At 65.5% G+C, this 19,917-nt stretch carries 14 protein-coding genes; 10 read left to right on the forward strand and 4 right to left on the reverse strand.

The genetic code is table 11. The features are described from left to right. Window positions 1-12 precede the first annotated feature (12 nt). Both AC1D0O_RS05510 and AC1D0O_RS05515 read right to left on the reverse strand, forming a co-directional pair. A complete protein-coding gene (locus AC1D0O_RS05510) occupies window positions 13-894 on the reverse strand; it encodes a segregation and condensation protein A (RefSeq protein ID WP_477652533.1) in 882 nt (293 codons plus the stop codon). Window positions 895-938: 44 nt separating this feature from the next. Then, entirely contained in the window at window positions 939-1,166 is a 228-nt protein-coding gene (locus AC1D0O_RS05515) for a DUF3460 family protein (protein ID WP_477652534.1), read from the reverse strand. A 142-nt stretch (window positions 1,167-1,308) separates the two neighbouring features. Here AC1D0O_RS05515 and bamE point away from each other — a divergent pair, with 142 nt between their 5' ends. Continuing rightward, on the forward strand, window positions 1,309-1,830 hold the full coding sequence (bamE, locus tag AC1D0O_RS05520) for an outer membrane protein assembly factor BamE domain-containing protein (protein ID WP_477652535.1): 522 nt from the start codon (window positions 1,309-1,311) through the stop codon (window positions 1,828-1,830). A 12-nt stretch (window positions 1,831-1,842) separates the two neighbouring features. On the opposite strand, the gene AC1D0O_RS05525 is transcribed toward bamE, so the two are convergent. Continuing rightward, complete coding sequence (locus AC1D0O_RS05525; RefSeq protein ID WP_477652536.1) at window positions 1,843-3,513, reverse strand: SulP family inorganic anion transporter; 1,671 nt, start codon at window positions 3,511-3,513, stop codon at window positions 1,843-1,845. A 243-nt stretch (window positions 3,514-3,756) separates the two neighbouring features. Between AC1D0O_RS05525 and AC1D0O_RS05530 the strand changes: the two genes are divergently transcribed. Continuing rightward, entirely contained in the window at window positions 3,757-5,565 is a 1,809-nt protein-coding gene (locus tag AC1D0O_RS05530; RefSeq protein ID WP_477652537.1) for a sensor domain-containing diguanylate cyclase, read from the forward strand. Here the strand turns inward: AC1D0O_RS05530 and metG are convergent. Further along, window positions 5,562-7,631 (reverse strand): methionine--tRNA ligase, encoded by a 2,070-nt coding sequence (metG, locus tag AC1D0O_RS05535; protein WP_477652538.1) that lies wholly within the window; start codon window positions 7,629-7,631, stop codon window positions 5,562-5,564. The two genes, AC1D0O_RS05530 and metG, sit on opposite strands and share 4 nt — an antisense overlap. Before the next feature lie 155 nt (window positions 7,632-7,786). Here metG and apbC point away from each other — a divergent pair, with 155 nt between their 5' ends. The 8 genes from apbC to AC1D0O_RS05575 all read left to right on the forward strand — a co-directional run bounded on the left by apbC (window position 7,787) and on the right by AC1D0O_RS05575 (window position 19,886). Beyond that, window positions 7,787-8,878 carry an iron-sulfur cluster carrier protein ApbC gene (gene apbC, locus AC1D0O_RS05540; RefSeq protein ID WP_477652539.1) on the forward strand — a complete coding sequence of 364 codons (1,092 nt, stop codon included), beginning with the start codon at window positions 7,787-7,789 and terminating at the stop codon, window positions 8,876-8,878. Between the two features lie 28 nt (window positions 8,879-8,906). Further along, the gene (locus AC1D0O_RS05545; protein ID WP_477652540.1) at window positions 8,907-9,848 is read left to right on the forward strand and encodes a LysR family transcriptional regulator; all 942 of its coding nucleotides are present in this window, start codon (window positions 8,907-8,909) and stop codon (window positions 9,846-9,848) included. A gap of 256 nt (window positions 9,849-10,104) precedes the next feature. Continuing rightward, complete coding sequence (locus AC1D0O_RS05550) at window positions 10,105-11,742, forward strand: OFA family MFS transporter (RefSeq protein ID WP_477652809.1); 1,638 nt, start codon at window positions 10,105-10,107, stop codon at window positions 11,740-11,742. A gap of 87 nt (window positions 11,743-11,829) precedes the next feature. Continuing rightward, a complete protein-coding gene (locus AC1D0O_RS05555; protein WP_477652541.1) occupies window positions 11,830-13,644 on the forward strand; it encodes an NADH-ubiquinone oxidoreductase-F iron-sulfur binding region domain-containing protein in 1,815 nt (604 codons plus the stop codon). Next, complete coding sequence (gene fdhF, locus AC1D0O_RS05560) at window positions 13,641-16,514, forward strand: formate dehydrogenase subunit alpha (RefSeq protein WP_477652542.1); 2,874 nt, start codon at window positions 13,641-13,643, stop codon at window positions 16,512-16,514. The genes AC1D0O_RS05555 and fdhF overlap by 4 nt, the downstream gene beginning before the upstream one ends. Before the next feature lie 43 nt (window positions 16,515-16,557). After that, the gene (locus AC1D0O_RS05565) at window positions 16,558-17,145 is read left to right on the forward strand and encodes a DUF3305 domain-containing protein (protein ID WP_477652543.1); all 588 of its coding nucleotides are present in this window, start codon (window positions 16,558-16,560) and stop codon (window positions 17,143-17,145) included. Further along, window positions 17,138-17,818: a DUF3306 domain-containing protein gene (locus AC1D0O_RS05570; RefSeq protein ID WP_477652544.1), complete on the forward strand. Its 681-nt coding sequence runs from the start codon at window positions 17,138-17,140 to the stop codon at window positions 17,816-17,818. The genes AC1D0O_RS05565 and AC1D0O_RS05570 overlap by 8 nt, the downstream gene beginning before the upstream one ends. After that, a complete protein-coding gene (locus tag AC1D0O_RS05575; RefSeq protein ID WP_477652545.1) occupies window positions 17,745-19,886 on the forward strand; it encodes a 4Fe-4S binding protein in 2,142 nt (713 codons plus the stop codon). The genes AC1D0O_RS05570 and AC1D0O_RS05575 overlap by 74 nt, the downstream gene beginning before the upstream one ends. Window positions 19,887-19,917 lie beyond the last annotated feature (31 nt).

The raw sequence follows: 19,917 nt of genomic DNA on the forward strand, positions 1-19,917 counted from the left end.
GTGGGGGCAATATCAGGCCGGCGTGTACGCGAGGCGCACATAAATGGGTGCGAAGGCCTCGGCCTGCGTGACTTCCAGCAGGCCTTCTTTGGAGAGCTCGAGCAGCGCGATAAAGGTCACGACCAGCACCGGCATGCCTCGCGCGGCGTCGAACAGCTCTTCGAACTCCAGGAACTTGCGGCCCTGCAGCTTGCGCAGCACGATGCTCATGTGCTCGCGCACCGAGAGTTCTTCGCGGCTGATCACGTGGTGCTGGATCAGGCGCGCGCGCTTGACGATGTCGCGCCAGGCTTCCTGCAGGTCGACCACGTTGACGTCGGGAAAGCGCGGCTGCAGCGATTGCTCGACATAGACCTGCGCGCGCAGGAAGTCGCGGCCGAACTGCGGCACTTCGTTGAGCTTGTGGGCGGCCAGCTTGATCTGCTCGTACTCGAGCAGACGGCGCACCAGCTCGGCGCGCGGATCTTCGGGCTCCTGGCCCTCGGCCACTTTTTTGGGCGGCAGCAGCATGCGCGACTTGATCTCGATCAGCATGGCCGCCATCAGCAGGTATTCGGCCGCAAGCTCGAGATTGGTGGCGCGGATCTCGTCGACGTAGGTCAGGTACTGGCGCGTGACCGCCGCCATCGGGATGTCGAGGATGTTGAAGTTCTGCTTGCGGATCAGGTAGAGCAGCAAGTCCAGCGGGCCCTCGAAGGCCTCGAGGAAAACCTGCAGCGCATCCGGCGGGATGTACAGGTCGTGCGGCATGGCAAACAGCGGCTCGCCATACAGGCGTGCCAGCGCGACCTGGTCTATCACCGCGGGCATGTCCGCGCCTGGCGCCTCAGGCTGCGCCAGGCCGGCGGGCGGCGGCAGTTCCTGGGGAGCGGGGGGGAAATGGGGCTGGGACATGAAAAAAGCAGCGGCTGCGGTCGTCGCGAAGGGCTGTGGCGCCCTTATTTGCCGTTGGGGTGGCTGCTGGTGCCGTAGACGTAAGGCTGCTGGGGCACGCGGGCCTCGCCGTACTCGGCCTGCTCGGTCCGGTCCAGGTTCTTGTCCCACAACAGGGCGCGCCCGGCGCGCTGTTCGGCCTCCAGCGTGGGCTTTTGGGCCTTGAGCTGGTCGATGAATTGCGTCGTGTCGGAGGTGTAGTCGGAGCGGCGGAAGATGTTGAGGAGGGCCATGGGGTCTAAACTGCCTGAAACGTATAGTGGGCTGATTTTACCGGGGTCTGCCATGCCTTCCTTGTTTTCGTCCTTTTCGGCCTTGTTACCAGGCCAAAAGGGCTTTCCCCCCGCCTTTTTATCAAGAAGGGTGCTTGCCTGTATGGGTCTGCTGTCATTTGTCCTGGGCCTGGTGGGCTGCGACCCGCAGCGCATCGCCGAACTCGAGGAAGGCGTGGCCACCGAAGCCGACGTGCGCGCCCGCTTCGGCGAGCCCGAAAAAATCTGGAGCGCGGCCGACATGGCCGAGACACCCCTGCCCGGCGCGGCCGCGGCGCCCGGCGCCCGCACCTTTGAATACAACCGCCAGCCGCAGGGCCAGGTCAATTACATGATCACGATAGGCGCCGACGGCAAGATGAGCGCGCTCAGGCAGGTGCTGACGCCACAAAACTTTGAGAAGGTGCTGCCCGGCATGCGCATGGAGCAGGTGCGCAAGATGCTGGGCAAGCCGATGAAGGTCACGCCTTACGCGCTCAAGCAGGAAACCCACTACGACTGGCGCTACCTGAACCCGCCATCGACGGCGCGTATCTTCACCGTGGTGTTTGACCCCGACCTCAAGGTCAAGGGAACGGCGTCGGTTGACGAGGAGAGCCTCAACCCCTCCGGCGGCACGCGCTAAAAGGCCCTGGCCCTAAACGATCTCGATTTTTGCCAGGAAGCCGGATCGCTCCATCACAGCCAGCGGCTGGGCATTGAGCCCGGCGACCACCAGCCGGCCGCCGCGCAGCACGATGGCCTTGTGCAGCTGCTCGAGCACATCCAGCCCCGAGGTGTCCAGCGACTGCAGCGATTGCACATCCAGCCGCACGACCAGGCCTTTGGGCGCGCTTTCCACCACGCTCAAAATCGGGTCGAGCTTGGCCACCGCGCCGAAGAACAGCGAGCCGTAGAGCCGGAAGCTCGCGGTGTCGGCGTCGCGCGAGACCTCGACCACCTGGAACAGGCTGCTCATGCGCTTGACGAAGAGCACGCAGGCCAGGATCAGCCCGACCTGCAGGGCCACCGTGAGGTCGAACACCACGGTCAGGAAAAACGTGCCCAGCATGATGAGCCGGTAGTGGTTGCTGGCCTGGGGCAGGCGGGCGAACTCGCGCCATTCGCCCATATTCCAGGCCACATAGAGCAATATGCCCGAGAGCACGGCCAGTGGCACGTGCACGGCAAGCGGCGCGGCGGCCAGCACGATGACGACCAGCGTGAGCGCATGCACCAGGCCGGAGACCGGCGACGTGGCGCCGGAGCGCACATTGGTCACGGTGCGGGCAATCGTGCCGGTGGCCGGCATGCCGCCGAAAAAAGGCACGACGAAGTTGGCCACGCCCTGGGCCATCAGCTCCTGGTTGGGGTCGTGGCGCGGCAGGCCCGAGACCTGGTCGGCCACGCGCGCGCAGAGCAGCGACTCCACCGCGCCCAGCATCGCGATGGTGATGGTGGGCGCCACCAGCAGGCGCACCGTTTCCCAGGAAAAATCCGGCAGCGCGAAGGAGGGCAGGGCGCGCGGGATGCCGCCGAAGCGCGTGCCTATGGTCTCCACCGGCAGCGACAGCGCGTAGGTGAAGGCCGTCAGTGTCACCAGCGCCACGATGGGGCCGGGCATGCGCGAGGCCATGCGCGTGGCGCGCTTGAGCTGCACGCCCTCGACCGCCTGCATCATGCGTATCAGTCGCATGGTGAAGCCGCCGGCTCCGCGCGCTTGCGTGTCGAACAGCCGGGGCCAGATGAACAGGCCCAGCAGGCAGATGAGGCCCAGGCCCAGCGCATAAGGGTTGAAGCTGTCCAGGTGGCCGCCGAGGACCTTGATCTGCGAGAAAAAATCGGCCGGCATCTTGGGCACGACCAGGCCCAGCAAATCCTTCACCTGCGACAGCGCGATCAGCACCGCGATGCCGTTGGTGAAACCCACGACGATGCTGACCGGCACATAACGCACCAGCGTGCCCAGCTTCAGCAGGCCCAGCAGGAACAGCAGCACGCCGGCGCAGGCGGTGGCGATCAGCAGGTTGGCCAGGCCGTAGCGCTCGAGGATGCCGTAGACGATCACGATGAAGGCGCCGGCCGGCCCGCCGATTTGCACCGCCGAGCCGCCCAGTGACGCGATCAGCGCGCCGGCGATGATGGCCGTCCAGATGCCGGCCTCGGGCTTGAGGCCGGACGCGATCGCAAAGGCCATGGCCAGCGGCAAGGCCACAATACCGACGGTGACGCCGGCCCCGGCGTCTTTCAGAAAGCGCTCCCGCGTGTAGCCCGCCAGCGCTGAAAACAGGCGAGGACGAAAGGACGCGAGGTAGGCGGGCCAGTGCATGGGTCCCCGATTGTGGCGCTGTGGGTGGGTGGACGAAGCGTCCTTTGCGTGACTTTTTTCCATTGTTCGCAATGTAAAGATTCGTTACATTAAAGGTATTAATTAGTTCTAATTAGTTACTTTTTTGGGGGCTTACGGACTCAAAGCTTGCCGCTTAGGTCAGGATACGCCTCGGCATGTTCGACATGCTTTTCTCGGGGGACGTGATTGCCTGTTGTTGTTTCTTCGCTGGTACTGCCGCGCTTGCCATCCCTTGCCGCCTTCCTGGCCGCTTTGCTGCTGGCCCACGCCATGGCGCTGGCGCAGGAAGTTCCTGTTTCCCCAGCGGTAGACGTTCCCGCCGGTATCCCCGCCGCAAACCCCGCAGCCGCGGTGACTGGCCCTTTCAAGGCCGGGCGCGGCGTCATGGGCGAGGGCCGGGTGCTGGTCGACAGCGTGGGCACCCTCAGCTTCGAGCAGGTACGCAGCAAGTTTGATGCCGGTGAGGGCAGTCCCGTCGAGTCAGGGGCCATCATGCCCACCGGGGGCGGGGCGGCGCTCTGGTATCGGCTGGCCTTGCCGGCGGTCGGTGAGCCCACGCCACTCATGCTCACAGTTCCCCATCCCAATATGGACAGCGTGGACCTGTACCGACCCGCGGCCGGGGCATCCGGCGCCGGCGCCTGGCAGCTCGAGCGCTCCGGCGACGCGGTGCCCGTCTCGGCCTGGCCGGTGCGCCATCTGACGCCGGCGTTCGAACTCCTGCTGCAGCCCGGCGAAACCCGGCCCACCTACCTGCGCGTGGCGCACAACTATCCCATCAGCGTGCCGTGGCAACTGTCCGACCCCGACAGCTTCCACGAACAGTCCAAGGAGGCGCACCTGCTGCTCGGGGTGTACATAGGCCTGGTGCTGCTGATCGCGCTGATGAGCGCGTTGCATGCCGTGTCCTGGCGCGACGGCATCCATCTTTTTTTCGCGGGCTATGTGCTGGTGGTGGCCGCGGGCCAGCTGGCGCTGACCGGGCTGGCCGGTGAATTCCTCTGGCCGGGCAGCGCCTGGTGGAACGACAGCGCGCCGGTCGCCATGACGCTGGCCACCGCCGCGCTGCTGCACCTCTTTTTACGGCAGATGGTGGTTGACCGCGACGCACCCTGGCTGTCGCGCGGCCTGCTGATGATGACGCTGATAGGCGCGGGCATCCTGGCGGCATTCCTGGTGATGGGCAACAAGTCCTCTTTCAACCTGGCCACGCCCTACTACCTGGGCAGCATGGCCGTCTATCTCAGCGTGGCCGGCTGGTATGTGTGGCGCCGGCCCCTGGTCGGCATGTGGGTGCTGGCCGCCATGGTTTGCCTGACGGTGGGTTCGGTGTTTCCCATCCTGCGCACGCAGGGCCTGCTGCCGCTGGGTGTCGCCACGCAGTACGGCGCGCAGATAGGCGCGGCATTCGAGATCCTGCTGCTGGTGGTGGCCTTGTACCTGCGCAGCCGCGAAAAGCGAGACAACCAGGCCCGCGTCGGCGCGCTCACGCGCGTGGACCCCTTGACCGGGCTGGGCAACCACCGCGTGTTGCTGCTGCGGCTGGACGCCCTGCTGGTGCGCCAGCGGCGCGACCCGGGCGCCGGCGCGGTGATGCGCGTGCGGCTGGGCAATGCCATCGACATCCGCCAGGATTACGGCATGGAAGCGGCGCAAAGCGCGGTGGTGCAGGCCGGGGCCTGCGTGGCGGGCGTGGCCAGCGACGGCGACACCGTGGCGCGGCACCGCGACGGCGATTTTCTGCTGATCCTGCAGGGCCACCTCACGCGCGACGAACTCACGCAGATGGCGCAGCGCCTGATCGCCCGCGGCCTGGCCGACAGCCCCAGCCTGCCGCCCGGCACCATGATGCAGTTCAGGATTGCCGTGGCTGAGGCGCCTTTCAACCAGCCCGACGCCGAGCAGTTGCTGCACGCCATGGGCGATGTGCTGAGGGAGCTGTCGGGCCGTTCCGGCACCGGCCTGCGCTTTATCAGCGCGGCGGCAGGCCGAAGCCCGGGCAGCGAAAACGCCCGACTGTCCGGGATTTAGTGGATGCGCATGCCCGGCATCGCGCCCGGCAAAGGCTCCAGCACATAAATACCCGGCTGGGCTTTTTCATCGGCATGGCTGGCGGCCAGCACCATGCCTTCGCTGATGCCGAACTTCATTTTTCGCGGCGCCAGGTTGGCGACCAGCACCGTGAGCTTGCCGACCAGGTCTTCGGGTTTGTAGGCCGAGGCGATGCCGCTGAACACATTGCGCATGCGGCCTTCGCCGGCATCCAGCGTCAGGCGCAGCAGCTTGGTCGAGCCTTCGACCGCTTCGCAGTTGACGATTTTTGCAATGCGCAGGTCGACCTTGGCGAAGTCGTCAATCGTGATGGCAGGGGCGATGGCCTCGCCGCCCGGCAAATCCGCAGGCGCGGCCGGCGCGCCTTCGGGCTGGGCCGGCGGTTCGAACAGTGCCTCGAGCTGCTTGGGGTCGACGCGCTGCATCAGGTGTTGATAGGGAGAGATCTTTTCAATCATCCCAACGACGGTCCAGTCCCTCATTGACGAGCCAACAAAGCTTTCAGCGAACTTTGCAACGTTTGGAAGAATCGGTGCCAGGTACCGTGTCAAAACAGCAAAACAATTGATCAGCACGGAACATGATTCGTGCAAGCGATCTTTATCTTCAATCTTTTTGGCAAGCTCCCACGGCTTCGTGGCATCTGCGTAAACATTGACAGCATCCGTAAGAAGCATGATTTCGCGAATCGCTTTGCCAAACTCGCGTTGTTCGTACAGAGCAGCGATCACATCTTTGGAAGCATGAAGGCGTTCAAGTAGAGCTGTGCCGTCTTGGCCAAAATGGGTGAGCAGATTTCCCTCAAATCGCTTGGTCAAAAAACCTGCCGCGCGACTCGCAATATTGACGTACTTGCCGATCAAATCGCTGTTCACCCGCGCCATGAAGTCATCCGCATTGAAGTCAATGTCCTCATTCTTCGCATTGAGTTTGGCGGCCAGGTAGTAGCGCAGCCACTCGGGGTTCATGCCCAGGCTCAGGTACTTGAGCGGGTCCAGCCCGGTGCCGCGGCTCTTGCTCATCTTCTCGCCGTTGTTCACGGTGAGGAAGCCGTGCACGAACACGTTGTCGGGCGTCTTGCGGCCGCTGAAGTGCAGCATGGCCGGCCAGAACAGTGTGTGGAAGGTGACGATGTCTTTGCCGATGAAGTGGTACTGCTCCAGGCCGGGCGTGGCCATGTAGGCGTCGTAGTTTTCGCCGCGCTTTTCGAGCAGGTTCTTGAGCGAGGCCAGATAGCCGACCGGCGCGTCCAGCCAGACATAAAAATACTTGCCCGGCGCGTCGGGGATTTCAATGCCGAAGTAGGGCGCGTCGCGGCTGATGTCCCAGTCGCCCAGGCCTTCGCTCTTGGTGCCGTCGGCGTTCTCGCGCACCGAGAACCATTCCTTGACCTTGTTGGCCACCTCGGGCTGCAGCTTGCCGTCCTGCGTCCATTTTTCGAGGAACTCCACGCAGCGCGGGTCGGACAGCGTGAAGAAAAAGTGCTCCGAGCTCTTGAGCACCGGCTTGGCGCCCGACAGGGCCGAGTAGGGATTGATCAGGTCGGTAGGCGCATACACCGCGCCGCAAACCTCGCAGTTATCGCCGTACTGGTCCTTGGAGTGGCAGTTGGGGCATTCGCCTTTGATGAAGCGGTCGGGCAGGAACATGTTCTTCTCGGCGTCGAAGAACTGCTCTATGGTTTTGGTGGCGATCAGGCCGGCTTTTTTGAGGTCCAGGTAGATCTGCTGCGCGAGCTGGTGGTTTTCCGGGCCGTCGGTGGAATGCCAGTTGTCGAAGCTGATGTGGAAGCCGTCCAGGTAGGGCTTGCGGCCCGCGGCGATGTCGGCCACGAACTGCTGCGGCGTCTTGCCGGCCTTTTCGGCGGCGATCATGATGGGCGCGCCGTGGGCGTCGTCAGCGCCCACGAAGTTCACCGCATTACCCTGCATGCGCTGGAAACGCACCCAGATGTCGGCCTGGATGTATTCCATGATGTGGCCGATATGGAAATTGCCGTTGGCATAGGGCAGGGCGGTGGTGACGAACAGGCGGCGCTGGGACATGGTTATCTTTGTGGCTTTTGGGAAGGCTAATCCTCGATTTTAAGTCGCCCGGGCGCCTCGCTGCCCTGCCAAGCCCCCATGACCCCAGTGGGCGCCGCCACGGCGTTAGACTTCAGGCCACCCCCGCCACGTCAGATTCAACGGAGTATTTCCCCATGTCCCTGGACACACAGGCAGTCCTGAATGCCGCACAAACCGTGCTCGACCCGAATACCGGCAAGGATTTCGTCAGCACCAAGGCCTTGAAAAACCTGCAGCTCAGCGGCAGCGATGTGTCCTTTGATGTCGAGCTGGGCTACCCGGCCAAGAGCCAGATTGCCGGCCTGCGCAAAAGCCTGATCGCCGCCGTCAAGGGCGTGCCTGGCGTCGGTAACGTCTCGGTCAATGTCACGGTGAAGATCGCCAGCCACAGCGTGCAGCGCGGCGTGCAGCTGCTGCCCAACGTCAAGAACATCATCGCGGTGGCTTCCGGCAAGGGCGGTGTCGGCAAAAGCACCACCGCCGTCAACCTGGCGCTGGCCCTGGCGGCCGAGGGTGCCAGTGTCGGCCTGCTCGACGCCGACATCTACGGCCCCAGCCAGCCCATGATGATGGGCATAGAGGGCCGGCCCGAGAGCGTGGACGGCAAGAACATGGAGCCCATGGAGAACTACGGCATCCAGGTGATGTCCATAGGTTTCCTGGTCGCCCAGGACGAGGCCATGATCTGGCGCGGCCCCATGGCCACCCAGGCGTTGGAGCAACTGCTGCGCCAGACCAACTGGAAAGACCTGGACTACCTGATCGTCGACATGCCGCCCGGCACCGGCGACATCCAGCTCACGCTGTCGCAGCGCGTGCCCATGACGGGCGCCGTCATCGTCACCACGCCGCAGGACATCGCGCTGCTCGACGCCAAGAAGGGCATCAAGATGTTCGAGAAGGTCGGCGTGCCCATCCTGGGCATCGTCGAAAACATGGCGGTGCACATCTGCAGCAACTGCGGCCATGCCGAACACATCTTCGGCGAGGGCGGCGGCAAGAAGATGGCGGCCGACTACAAGATGGACTACCTGGGCGCGCTGCCGCTGGACATGCAGATCCGCCTGCAGGCCGACAACGGCCGGCCCACCGTGGTGGCCGACCCCGACGGCGAGGTCGCCGGCATCTACAAGGCCGTGGCGCGCAAGATGGCCGTCACCGTGGCGGCCAAGGCCAAGGACTTCTCCGCCAAGTTCCCGACCATCACCATCAGCAAGAACACCTGAAGCGCACCAGGCGGCAAGGCGCACCCCCATGAACCTGCTGGCATCCCTGCGTTACCTGGCCGCGCTCGACGAGCACAAACATTTCGGCCGAGCGGCTCAGGCTTGCCACATCACGCAGCCGGCGCTGTCCAATGCGCTGCGCGCGCTGGAGCGCGAGTTCGGCACGGTCATCGTGCGGCGCGGGCGCAACTTCGAAGGCCTCACGCCCGAAGGCGAGCGCGTGCTGCTCAGCGCCCAGCGCATGCTGCATGAGCGCGAAATGCTGCAGCAGGAGCTCGACAGCGGCATCGGCAAACCGCAGGGCAGCCTCAGCATAGGCGCCGTGCCCACCGCCATGCCGGTTGCCGCGCGCTTTTGCGCGCTGCTGCAGGCGCGCTATCCCGGCATCTCGCCGACAGTGCGCTCCATGAGCTCCAACGAACTTGAAGCCGGCCTGGAAAGCCTGTCCCTGGACATGGGCCTGGGCTACACCGACCGGCTGCGCGCCAACGGGCCCAGCCTGCGCCAGATCAAGCAATACACCGAGCATTACTTCTTTGTCCGCCGCGCCGCCAAGGCGAGCAAGGACCTGATGCAGATAGGCGCCAAGATCACCTGGGCCGAGGCCGCGAAACACCCCCTGTGCCTGCTCACGCGCGAGATGCACAACCGCACCATCGTCGACAAGGCCTTCCAGGAAGCCGGCGAGGCCTGCGAGCCCGTCATCCAGACCAACTCCATCCTCACACTCGCGCTGTCGGTGGCCGAGGGCAATGTCTGCACCGTGATGCCAGGCGCGCTGGTCGGCGCGGTGCGCGGCTACCGCGAACTCGAAGCCCTGCCCCTGGTCAGCCCCGAGGTGCGCACCAGCATAGGCTTCATGGCCCAGGGCGGCGACCCCTCCCGCACCCTCGAAGCGGCACTGGCCCTGGCCCAGGACGCAGGCTGGCTGCGCCACGCAGCGGCCCACAGCGGCCTACTGAGCGTCTAGCTCCCCACAAACCCCAGCAAGGGGTTTCCCCTAGCCAAGCCAGGGCCGCGGAACCGGCTTTGCCGGGCCGCAGGCGCAGCGCCCCCTCGGGGGGCAGCGCATTACACGAAGTGAAAAGCGTGGGGGCTCTATTGATTTAGTTTTTGAATCGAGGCATGTCTCGATTCAATTTGACCGTGTTGCCGTGTGGCCGCGACACTTCGCGCACCTCGATCAGGGTGGGAAATACATAAGCAATAACACGGAGATGAAAGACATGTCAGGTTTCCTCGATAAAGAGCGCATCATTGCCGGCCCCGGTTTCAACCGCTGGCTGGTTCCCCCCGCCGCGCTGGCGATTCACCTGTGCATAGGCATGGCCTATGGTTTTTCGGTGTTCTGGCTTCCGCTGTCCAGGGCGCTGGGCATCAAGGAATCCATCAAATGCGGCCCTGAAGTCGGCTTTTTCGCCGAGCTGTTCACCACCAGCTGCGACTGGAAGATCTCCACGCTGGGCTGGATGTACACCCTGTTCTTCGTGCTGCTGGGCATTTCAGCGGCCACCTGGGGCGGCTGGCTGGAACGCGCCGGCCCGCGCAAGGCCGGCGTCGTCTCGGCCGTCTGCTGGTGCGGCGGCATGCTGATCTCGGCGCTGGGCATTTACCTGCACCAGTTCTGGCTCATGATCCTCGGCTCCGGCGTCATAGGCGGCATAGGCCTGGGCCTGGGCTACATCTCGCCGGTCTCCACGCTGATCAAGTGGTTCCCGGACCGCCGCGGCATGGCCACGGGCATGGCCATCATGGGCTTCGGCGGCGGCGCGATGATAGGTTCGCCGCTGGCGGCCGACCTGATGAAATTTTTCGCGACACCGACCAGCGTTGGCGTGATGCAGACCTTCGTCGTCATGGCGCTCGGCTATTTCGTCTTCATGATGGCCGGCGCTTTCGGCTACCGCGTGCCAGAAACCGGCTGGAAGCCCGAAGGCTGGACGCCGCCGCCCGCGAGCAACAACACCATGATCACGCAGCGCCACGTGCACGTGAAAAAAGTCTGGGGCATTCCCCAGTTCTGGCTGATCTGGATGGTGCTGTGCATGAACGTGAGCGCCGGCATCGGCGTGATCGGCATGGCCTCGCCCATGCTGCAGGAAGTCTTTGGCGGCTCGCTGATCGGCGTCGCCAAGAAGTTCGGCGAACTCGACAAGACCCAGCTGGCCGCCATTGCCGGCGTCGCCGCGGGCTTTACCGCGCTGCTGAGCCTGTTCAACATCGGCGGCCGTTTCTTCTGGGCCAGCCTGTCCGACAAGCTGGGCCGCAAGATGACCTATGTGGTGTTCTTCGTGCTGGGCGGCGTGCTGTATTTCAGCGTGCCGGGCAGCGCGGCGGCCGGCAGCATTTTGCTGTTCGTCGGCGCCTTCTGCGTGATCCTGAGCATGTACGGCGGCGGCTTTGCCACTGTGCCCGCCTACCTCGCCGACATCTTCGGCACCCAGATGGTGGGCGCCATCCACGGCCGCCTGCTGACGGCCTGGGCCACGGCCGGCATCCTGGGCCCGGTGGTGGTGAACTACATGCGTGAATACCAGCTCGGCCTTGGCATCCCGCGTGAACAGGTCTATAACCAGACCATGTACATCCTGGTGGGCATGCTGGTGATAGGGCTCATCTGCAACCTGCTGGTGCGCCCGCTGAACCCCAAGTGGTTCATGACGGACAGCGAACTCGCGGAAGAAAAACGCCTGGCACACGAAAAAGCCGCAGCCTCCGAATTGCACCGCACAAATGGCGGCAATGGCGGCAACAGCAGCACGGTCAGCCCCGCGATGGTGGTGCTGGCCTGGCTCGCGGTGGGCATTCCCCTGGCCTGGGGCATTTACCGCACGCTGCAAAGCGTGGCCAAGTTTTTTGCCTGAGCATTTCTTTACCGATTGATTGACGATTTTTAGTTTCAAGCCAAGCCGTCCCCGCGCCCGCGCGCGGGGACGTCGGCCAAGCCAACAATGAACCATCCTGGCCGCAGTCCTGAAGTCAAAGCCGTTGCCGTCGCCACGGTCGACGAAATGCGCGAGCGCATACGCCGCAAGAGCAAACTCAAGGGCCGCCAGGCGGACGACACGTCCCTGGACGAGGTGCGCGCGCTGATAGGCGCGCGGCCCCAGGCGGGCCACAGGCGCGACCTGCTGATCGAACACCTGCACACGCTCAATGACACTTACCGCTGCCTGCACGACAGGCACCTGGTGGCGCTGGCCAAGGAGATGAACATCCCCATGGCCGAGGTCTACGAGGTCGCCACGTTTTATCACCACTTCGAGGTGGTGCGCGGCGACGGCCAGGCCCCGGGCCTGACGGTGCGGGTCTGCGACGGCCTGGCCTGCGAGCTGGCCGGCGCGCAGGATCTGCTGGCGCGCCTGCCGGCACTGCTGGGAAGCCAGGACGTGCGTGTGATCGCCGCGCCCTGCATAGGCCGCTGCGAGCAGGCGCCCGCCGTGGCGGTGCACCAGCAGGCCGTGCCCTTTGCGACGCTGGAGGCTGTGCTTTCCGCGGTCGGCCAGGCCCCGGCGCCCGCGAGCATGGCGCAGGCCGCCGCCCCCTTTGTCGCCGCCGATTTCGCTGAACACAGCGTGACCGGCACCGGCGTGGACGCCATGCCCGAGTACACCGGCTACGCGCTATACCGCGCGAACGGCGGTTACGCGCTGGCCGCTGCTGTGGTCAACGGTGAAGAAGATGCCGAACGCATCATCAAGTCCATGGAAGACTCGGGCCTGCGCGGCCTGGGCGGCGCAGGTTTTCCGGCCGGCCGCAAATGGCGCATCGTGCGCGAGCAGCCGGCACCGCGCCTGATGGCCGTCAACATCGACGAGGGCGAACCCGGCACCTTCAAAGACCGCAGCTACCTCGAGCGCGACCCGCACCGCTTCCTCGAGGGCCTGCTCATCGCGGCCCAGGTGGTCGGCGTGGAAGCCTGCTACATCTACCTGCGCGACGAATACCATGACTGCCGCGCCATCCTGCAGGCCGAGCTGGCCAAATTGCGCGCCGACCCACCTTGCGAGCTACCGCTGATTGAGCTGCGGCGCGGCGCGGGCGCCTACATCTGCGGCGAAGAGTCCGCGATGATCGAAAGCATTGAAGGCAAACGCGGCGAGCCGCGCATGCGCCCGCCCTACATCGCGCAGGTGGGCCTGTTCGGCCGGCCCACGCTGGAGCACAACTTCGAGACCCTGTACTGGGTGCGCGACATCGTCGAAAAAGGTCCGCAGTGGTTCAGCGGCTTCGGCCGCAACGGCCGCAAGGGCCTGCGCAGCTTCAGCGTGAGCGGGCGCGTGAAACACCCCGGCGTCAAGCTGGCGCCGGCCGGCATCACCGTGCGCGAGCTGATCGCCGAATACTGCGGCGGCATGGCCGAAGGCCACGACTTCTACGCCTACCTGCCCGGCGGCGCCTCAGGCGGCATTTTGCCGGCCTCCCTGGGCGACATCCCGCTGGACTTCGACACGCTGCAGCCTTATGGTTGTTTCATAGGCTCGGCCGCCGTCATGGTGCTGGGCCACCAGGACCGGGCGCGCGACGCCGCCCTCAACATGATGAAGTTCTTCGAACACGAAAGCTGCGGCCAGTGCACGCCCTGCCGCGTCGGCACGGCCAAGGCCGCGAAGCTGATGCAGGCCGAGCACTGGGACGGCGACACACTCGAAGACCTCAACATCGTGATGACCGATGCTTCCATCTGCGGCCTGGGCCAGGCCGCGCCGAATCCGGTGCGCAGCATCCAGAAATATTTCCCGCACGAGATTGGAGCCACGGCATGAACGCTCCCGCGAAACTGGTTGAAGTGACGCCGCAGACCATCGAGTTCAAGCTCGACGGCAAGACCGTCCATGCCTATGAGGGCGAAACCATCTTCAAGGCCGCCGCGCGCCACGGCGTGGACATTCCCCATCTTTGCTACAAGGACGGCCTGCGGCCCGACGGCAACTGCCGCGCCTGCGTGGTCGAGGTCAAGGGCGAGCGCACGCTGGCTCCCAGCTGCTGCCGCAGCGCCACGGCCGGCATGGAAGTGCAGGCGCAGAGCGAACGCGCGCTCAAGAGCCAGAAGATGGTGGTGGAGATGCTGCTGTCGGACATGCCCGATACCGGCTACAAATGGAATGAAAAAGACGAGTCGCTGCAGCACGGCGAACTCAGCGAATGGGCGGCCCGCATGGAGGTGCAGGTGCGCCCCGAACTCAAGGCCCTGCGCCGCGAGCAGCCAAAGGCCGACGTCTCGCATCCCGCCATGGCGGTGAACCTCGACGCCTGCATCCAGTGCAACCGCTGCGTGCGCGCCTGCCGCGAAGAGCAGGTCAACGACGTGATCGGCTACGCCATGCGCGGCTCGCACAGCGAAATCGTGTTCGACCTGGACGACCCCATGGGCGACAGCACCTGCGTGGCCTGCGGCGAATGTGTGCAGGCCTGCCCCACGGGTGCGCTCATGCCGAAGTCGCAGGTCGGCTCACAGGTCGTCGACAAAAAGGTCGACTCGGTCTGCCCCTTCTGCGGCGTCGGCTGCCTGCTGACCTACAACGTCAAGGACAACAAGATCGTCAGCGTGGACGGGCGCGACGGCCCGGCCAACCATTCCCGCCTGTGCGTCAAGGGCCGTTTCGGCTTTGACTATGCGCACAGCCCGCAGCGACTGACGGTGCCGCTGGTCCGCAAGGCCGGTGTGGCCAAGGACCCCGAGGCGCTGCAACACCTCAACCGCGACAGCGCCGACTGGTCGGAAGTGTTTCGCGAAGCGACCTGGGAAGAGGCGCTGGCGCTTTCCGCCGGCAGCCTCAAGGGCCTGCGCGACACGCACGGCAAAAAAGCGCTGGCCGGTTTCGGCTCGGCCAAGGGCAGCAACGAAGAGGCCTATTTGTTCCAGAAGCTGGTGCGCATCGGCTTCGGCTCCAACAACGTGGACCACTGCACGCGGCTGTGCCACGCCTCCAGCGTCGCGGCGCTGCTTGAGGGCGTGGGCTCGGGCGCGGTGAGCAACCAGGTCAACGACGTGGAGCATTCGGACCTGATCTTCGTGATCGGCTCCAACCCCACCTCCAACCATCCGGTGGCCGCCACCTGGATGAAGAACGCGGCCAAGAACGGCGCCAAGATCGTGCTCGCCGACCCGCGCATCACCGACATCGGTAAACACGCCTGGCGAACGCTGCAGTTCAAGGCCGACACCGACGTGGCCATGCTCAACGCGCTGATCCACACCGTGATCGACGAGGGCCTGGCCGACCAGGACTTCATCAGCAAACGCGCCAGCAACTACGAGGCCTTGAAAGAGAACGTCAAGGGCTACAGCCCCGAGGCCATGGAGCCCATCTGCGGCATCCCGGCGCAAACCCTGCGCGAAGTGGCGCGCGAATTCGCCAAGGCCAAGGGCGCGATGATCCTGTGGGGCATGGGCATCAGCCAGCACGTGCACGGCACCGACAACGCGCGCTGCCTGATCGCGCTGGTCACGGTGACCGGCCAGATCGGCAAGCCCGGCTCCGGCCTGCACCCGCTGCGCGGCCAGAACAATGTGCAGGGCGCCAGCGACGCGGGCCTGATCCCCATGATGTTCCCCAACTACCAGCGCGTGGACAACGCCGGCGCGCACGCCTGGTTCGAGAAATTCTGGGACACCCCGCTGGACGAAAAGCCCGGCTACACCGTGGTCGAGATCATGCACAAGGCGCTTGCGCCCGACAGCGACCCGCACAAGATACGCGGCATGTACATCATGGGCGAGAACCCGGCCATGAGCGACCCCGACCTCAACCACGCGCGCCACGCGCTGGCCAGCCTGCAGCACCTGGTGGTGCAGGACATCTTCATGACCGAAACCGCCTGGCTCGCCGACGTCGTGCTGCCGGCCACCGCCTGGCCCGAAAAAACCGGCACCGTCAGCAACACCGACCGCATGGTGCAACTCGGCAAGCAGGCGGTCACGCCCCCCGGCGAGGCCAAACCCGACCTCTGGATCATCCAGCAGATCGCCCAGCGCATGGGTCTTACCTGGAACTATGCGGGCGAGCATTCGGGCGTCGCGGCCGTCTACGAGGAAATGCGCCAGGCCATGCACGCGGCCATCTCGGGCATCACCTGGGAGCGCCTGGAGCGCGAATCCAGCGTGACCTATCCTTGCCTCACCGAAGACGATCCCGGCGCGCCCACCGTCTTCATCGATCGCTTCGCCACCAACGACGGCCGGGTCCACCTGGTGCCCGCCGACATCATTCCGGCCAACGAGCGGCCCGACGCGGACTACCCCTTTGTGCTGATCACCGGGCGGCAGCTGGAGCACTGGCACACCGGCAGCATGACGCGCCGCGCCACGGTGCTCGATGCGATAGAGCCCATGGCCACGGCCTCCCTGTGCGGCGACGACCTGGCGGAACTCGGGCTGCAGGCCGGCGACGTGATCACGGTGCAGTCGCGGCGCGGCCAGGTCGCCATCCACGTGCGGCGCGACGACGGCACGCCGCACGGCGCGATCTTCATTCCCTTTGCCTATTACGAGGCGGCCGCCAACCTGATGACCAATGCCGCGCTCGACCCCTTCGGCAAGATCCCGGAGTTCAAGTACTGCGCGGTCGCGATACGCCGCGGCGGCCAGGTGTCGGCCACCCAGGGTTATGGCGAAGGGGTCGGCTCCCGTTAGGGTCTTTGCCGCGGGGAAGAAGGCCCGGCCGTACACTGCGGGCATGCCTGACTTCCAGCTGCGCTCTCCCGAAACAGACGCCGCCACGCCCCGGCCCTGCACGGCGGTGGCCGTCGTCATGCGCCGCGAGCGCCTAGACAACCGCTGGCAGCCCTGGCGCTGGGTGCTGGCCGACGTCGTGCCCCATGAGGACGGCTTCGGCGCTGCGCCGCGGTTGCTGCTGAAAGACGAACGCGAGGAGCGCTGGCTGCACCCGGGCTTCGGGGTCGAGCTGTTCACCGACGACGCCGAAGGTTATTACCTCAACGCCAGCACCGCGCAGCCCTGCTTCTGGGTGGTGTGGCGCATGGAAGAAGAAGCGCGGCTGGCCGACGAGCCCGTCGCCGTGCCCCAGATCGTCACCTTGAGCTACCACGATGCCGGCCGCTGGCTGGACGCGCAGGAAACCGTGGAGCAGGTGCCCGCGCCGCCCGAGGTCGTGCAGTGGCTGCAGGCATTCGTCGATAAACATCACGTGCTGGAGCCCAAGCGCCGGCAACGGCCGCAAAGTTTCAAGCCGCTGAGCGACCGCTTCGGCAACCCCGCCAGTGTGAGCACCGGCAAAAAAACCGGCGGAGGCGGCCATGGCTGAGGAAGCAGGCTTCCTGGGCCGCTGGGCGCGCCGCAAAGAGGAGGCGCGCCAGGGCAAGGCTTTGGATGAGCCGGCCGTTGCCCTTGTACCGGCCGCACCTCTCGCGCCTGAGGCGCCGGCTCAAGTCGAGCCTGCCGCGGAACCGGCGCTGCCCGATGCCGAGCTCCCTAAAGCGCTGACGCTGGAAGACGCCCGGCTGCTGACCCAGGACTCCGACTTCAAGCCCTTCATGGCCGGCGGCGTGAGCTCCGAGGTGCGCAACGCGGCCATGAAAAAACTCTTCGCCGACCCGCACTTCAACGTGATGGACGGCCTGGACACCTATATCGACGATTACTCCAAATTCGAGCCGATTCCCGAATCCATGCTGCGGCAGATGGCCAGCGCGAAGTTTTTGAAACTGTTTGGTGACGAGGATGAGGACAAAAAGGATGCTGCGCAGGACGACGCGGCCCCGTCGCGGGAAAGCGCCAATAACCCCACGGATGAAACCGTGGCACAGTCTTCCTATGAAAATCCGGACATAGCTCCCACCGAGCTTGCCGGCCCGCTCGATACCAGCCAACCCGTGCCTCCCGTGGCCGGTAGCCAACAAGACCATGCCCACACTGATTTGCGACTGCAACCAGACCATGCCGCTCCAGCCCCAGGCGTTGGGCGCGGCGCTCAATGAGAGCCTGACGCTGCATTCGGCGCTGTGCCGGCGCGAGGCCGGTGCCTTCCAGAAGGCCGTGCAATCAGGCGACGACGTGGTGGTCGCCTGCACCCAGGAAAAGCGCCTGTTCGCCGAGGTCGGCGCGCAGACTCCCGGCGCCACGTCGGTCGTGAAGTTCGTCAACATCCGCGAGACCGGCGGCTGGAGCAAAGACGCCGCAGCCGCGAGCCCCAAGATCGCGGCACTGCTGGCCGCGGCGCAACTGCCCGACGCCGAACCTGTGGCCACCGTCACTTACAAGAGTGCCGGCCGCTTGCTGATCGTCGGCGCGCTGGACCAGGCCGAGCAGGTGGCGGCGCTGCTGGCCGACACGCTGGAGGTGACGATCTTCGCGCAGGGCGTTTCCGCCGCCGCGCAGGCCGGCAATCCGGCCGGCCTTCCCGCGCAGGAGCGCAAATACCCCGTGGTCAGCGGCGAGCGGCTCGCGCTCAGCGGCTGGCTGGGTGCTTTCAAGGCCAGCTGGGACAAGACCAATCCCATAGACCTGGACCTGTGCACGCGCTGCAATGCCTGCGTCGCCGTCTGCCCCGAAGGCGCGATCGACCTGAACTACCAGGTGGACGTCGGCAAGTGCAGCTCCCATCGTGATTGCGTGGCCGTCTGCAAGGTGGCCGGCGCGATCGACTTCAACCGCGAGCCGCAAACGCTCACCGAGGCGTTTGACCTGGTGCTCGACCTGGGCGCCACGCCGCTGATCACCTTGCATGCGCCGCCGCAAGGCTATTTCGCGCTGGACGCCTCCGCCGGCCTGGCCTCGCCCGGCCTGCTGGCCACCGTGGTCAAGCTGCGTGACATGGTGGGCGAGTTCGAGAAGCCCAAGTTTTTTGCCTATAAACAAAAGCTCTGCGCCCACAGCCGCAACGAGACCGTGGGCTGCAATGCCTGCATAGACATCTGCTCGGCGGGCGCGGTCAGCAGCGAGAAAAAACGCCAGCAGATTGTCGTCAACCCGAATCTCTGCGTGGGTTGCGGCGCCTGCACCACCGTGTGCCCGACGGGTGCGCTCACTTACGCTTATCCGCGCGCGAGCGAGCAGGGCGTGCGCTTCAAGACCTTGCTGTCGGCTTATGCAAAAGCCGGCGGCACGCAGCCCGTGCTGTTGTTCCACAGCCAGGATGGCGGCCAGCAAGCCGTTGAGGCCCTGGGCCGCGCCGCGCGCCTGCAAAAAACCGTGCGTGGCGTGCCCGCCAATGTGATTCCGCAGGCGCTCTGGCACACAGCCAGCCTGGGCCTGGACCTCTGGCTCAGCGCCATCGCTTTCGGCGCCGCGCAGGTCGCCGTGCTGGTGACCGGCGAAGAAGCGCCGGCTTACCTTGACGGCCTCACGGCGCAGATGCGCGTGGCACAAGCCCTCATGAACGGCCTGGGCTATGCGGGCGTTCACTTTCACCTGCTGCGCGCGCAAGCCGGCGACATTGCCGGCCTGGACGCCGGCCTGCAAACCCTGGCCCGCAGCCGGCCCGCCGTGCCCGCGGCCCCCGCGCGTTTTGCCGTCGCGCAGGAAAAACGCAGCACGCTGGACATGGCGCTGGACCACCTGATGGCGCAGGCACCCGCAGCCCTGCCTGAAGCGATCGCACTGCCGGCCCAGGGCTCGCCCTTCGGCAGCCTGGCCGTCAATGCCGACAGCTGCACGTTGTGCCTGAGCTGCGTCAGCGCCTGCCCGGCCAGCGCCCTGCAGGACAACCCGGATCGCCCGCAGCTCAAATTCATCGAGAAAAACTGCGTGCAGTGCGGCCTGTGCGCCACCACCTGCCCCGAGGACGCGATCACGCTGCAGCCGCGCCTGCTGTTGTCGCCGCTGCGCAAGGAACCGAGGGTGCTCAATGAAAGTGCGCCCTACCATTGCATACGCTGCGCCAAGCCCTTCGGCACGCTCAAGGGCATCGAGTCCATGCTCGGCAAACTGGCCGGCCATGCGATGTTCCAGGGCGCCGCGGCCGACCGCCTCAAGATGTGCGGCGACTGCCGCGTCATCGACCTGTATTCCGCCGACAACGAAGTCAGGATCACCGACATCCGCTGAGCACCCGATCACAAGAACAAGACACAAGACG

It is taken from the genome of Polaromonas sp. P1_F2 (genome assembly GCF_056405735.1).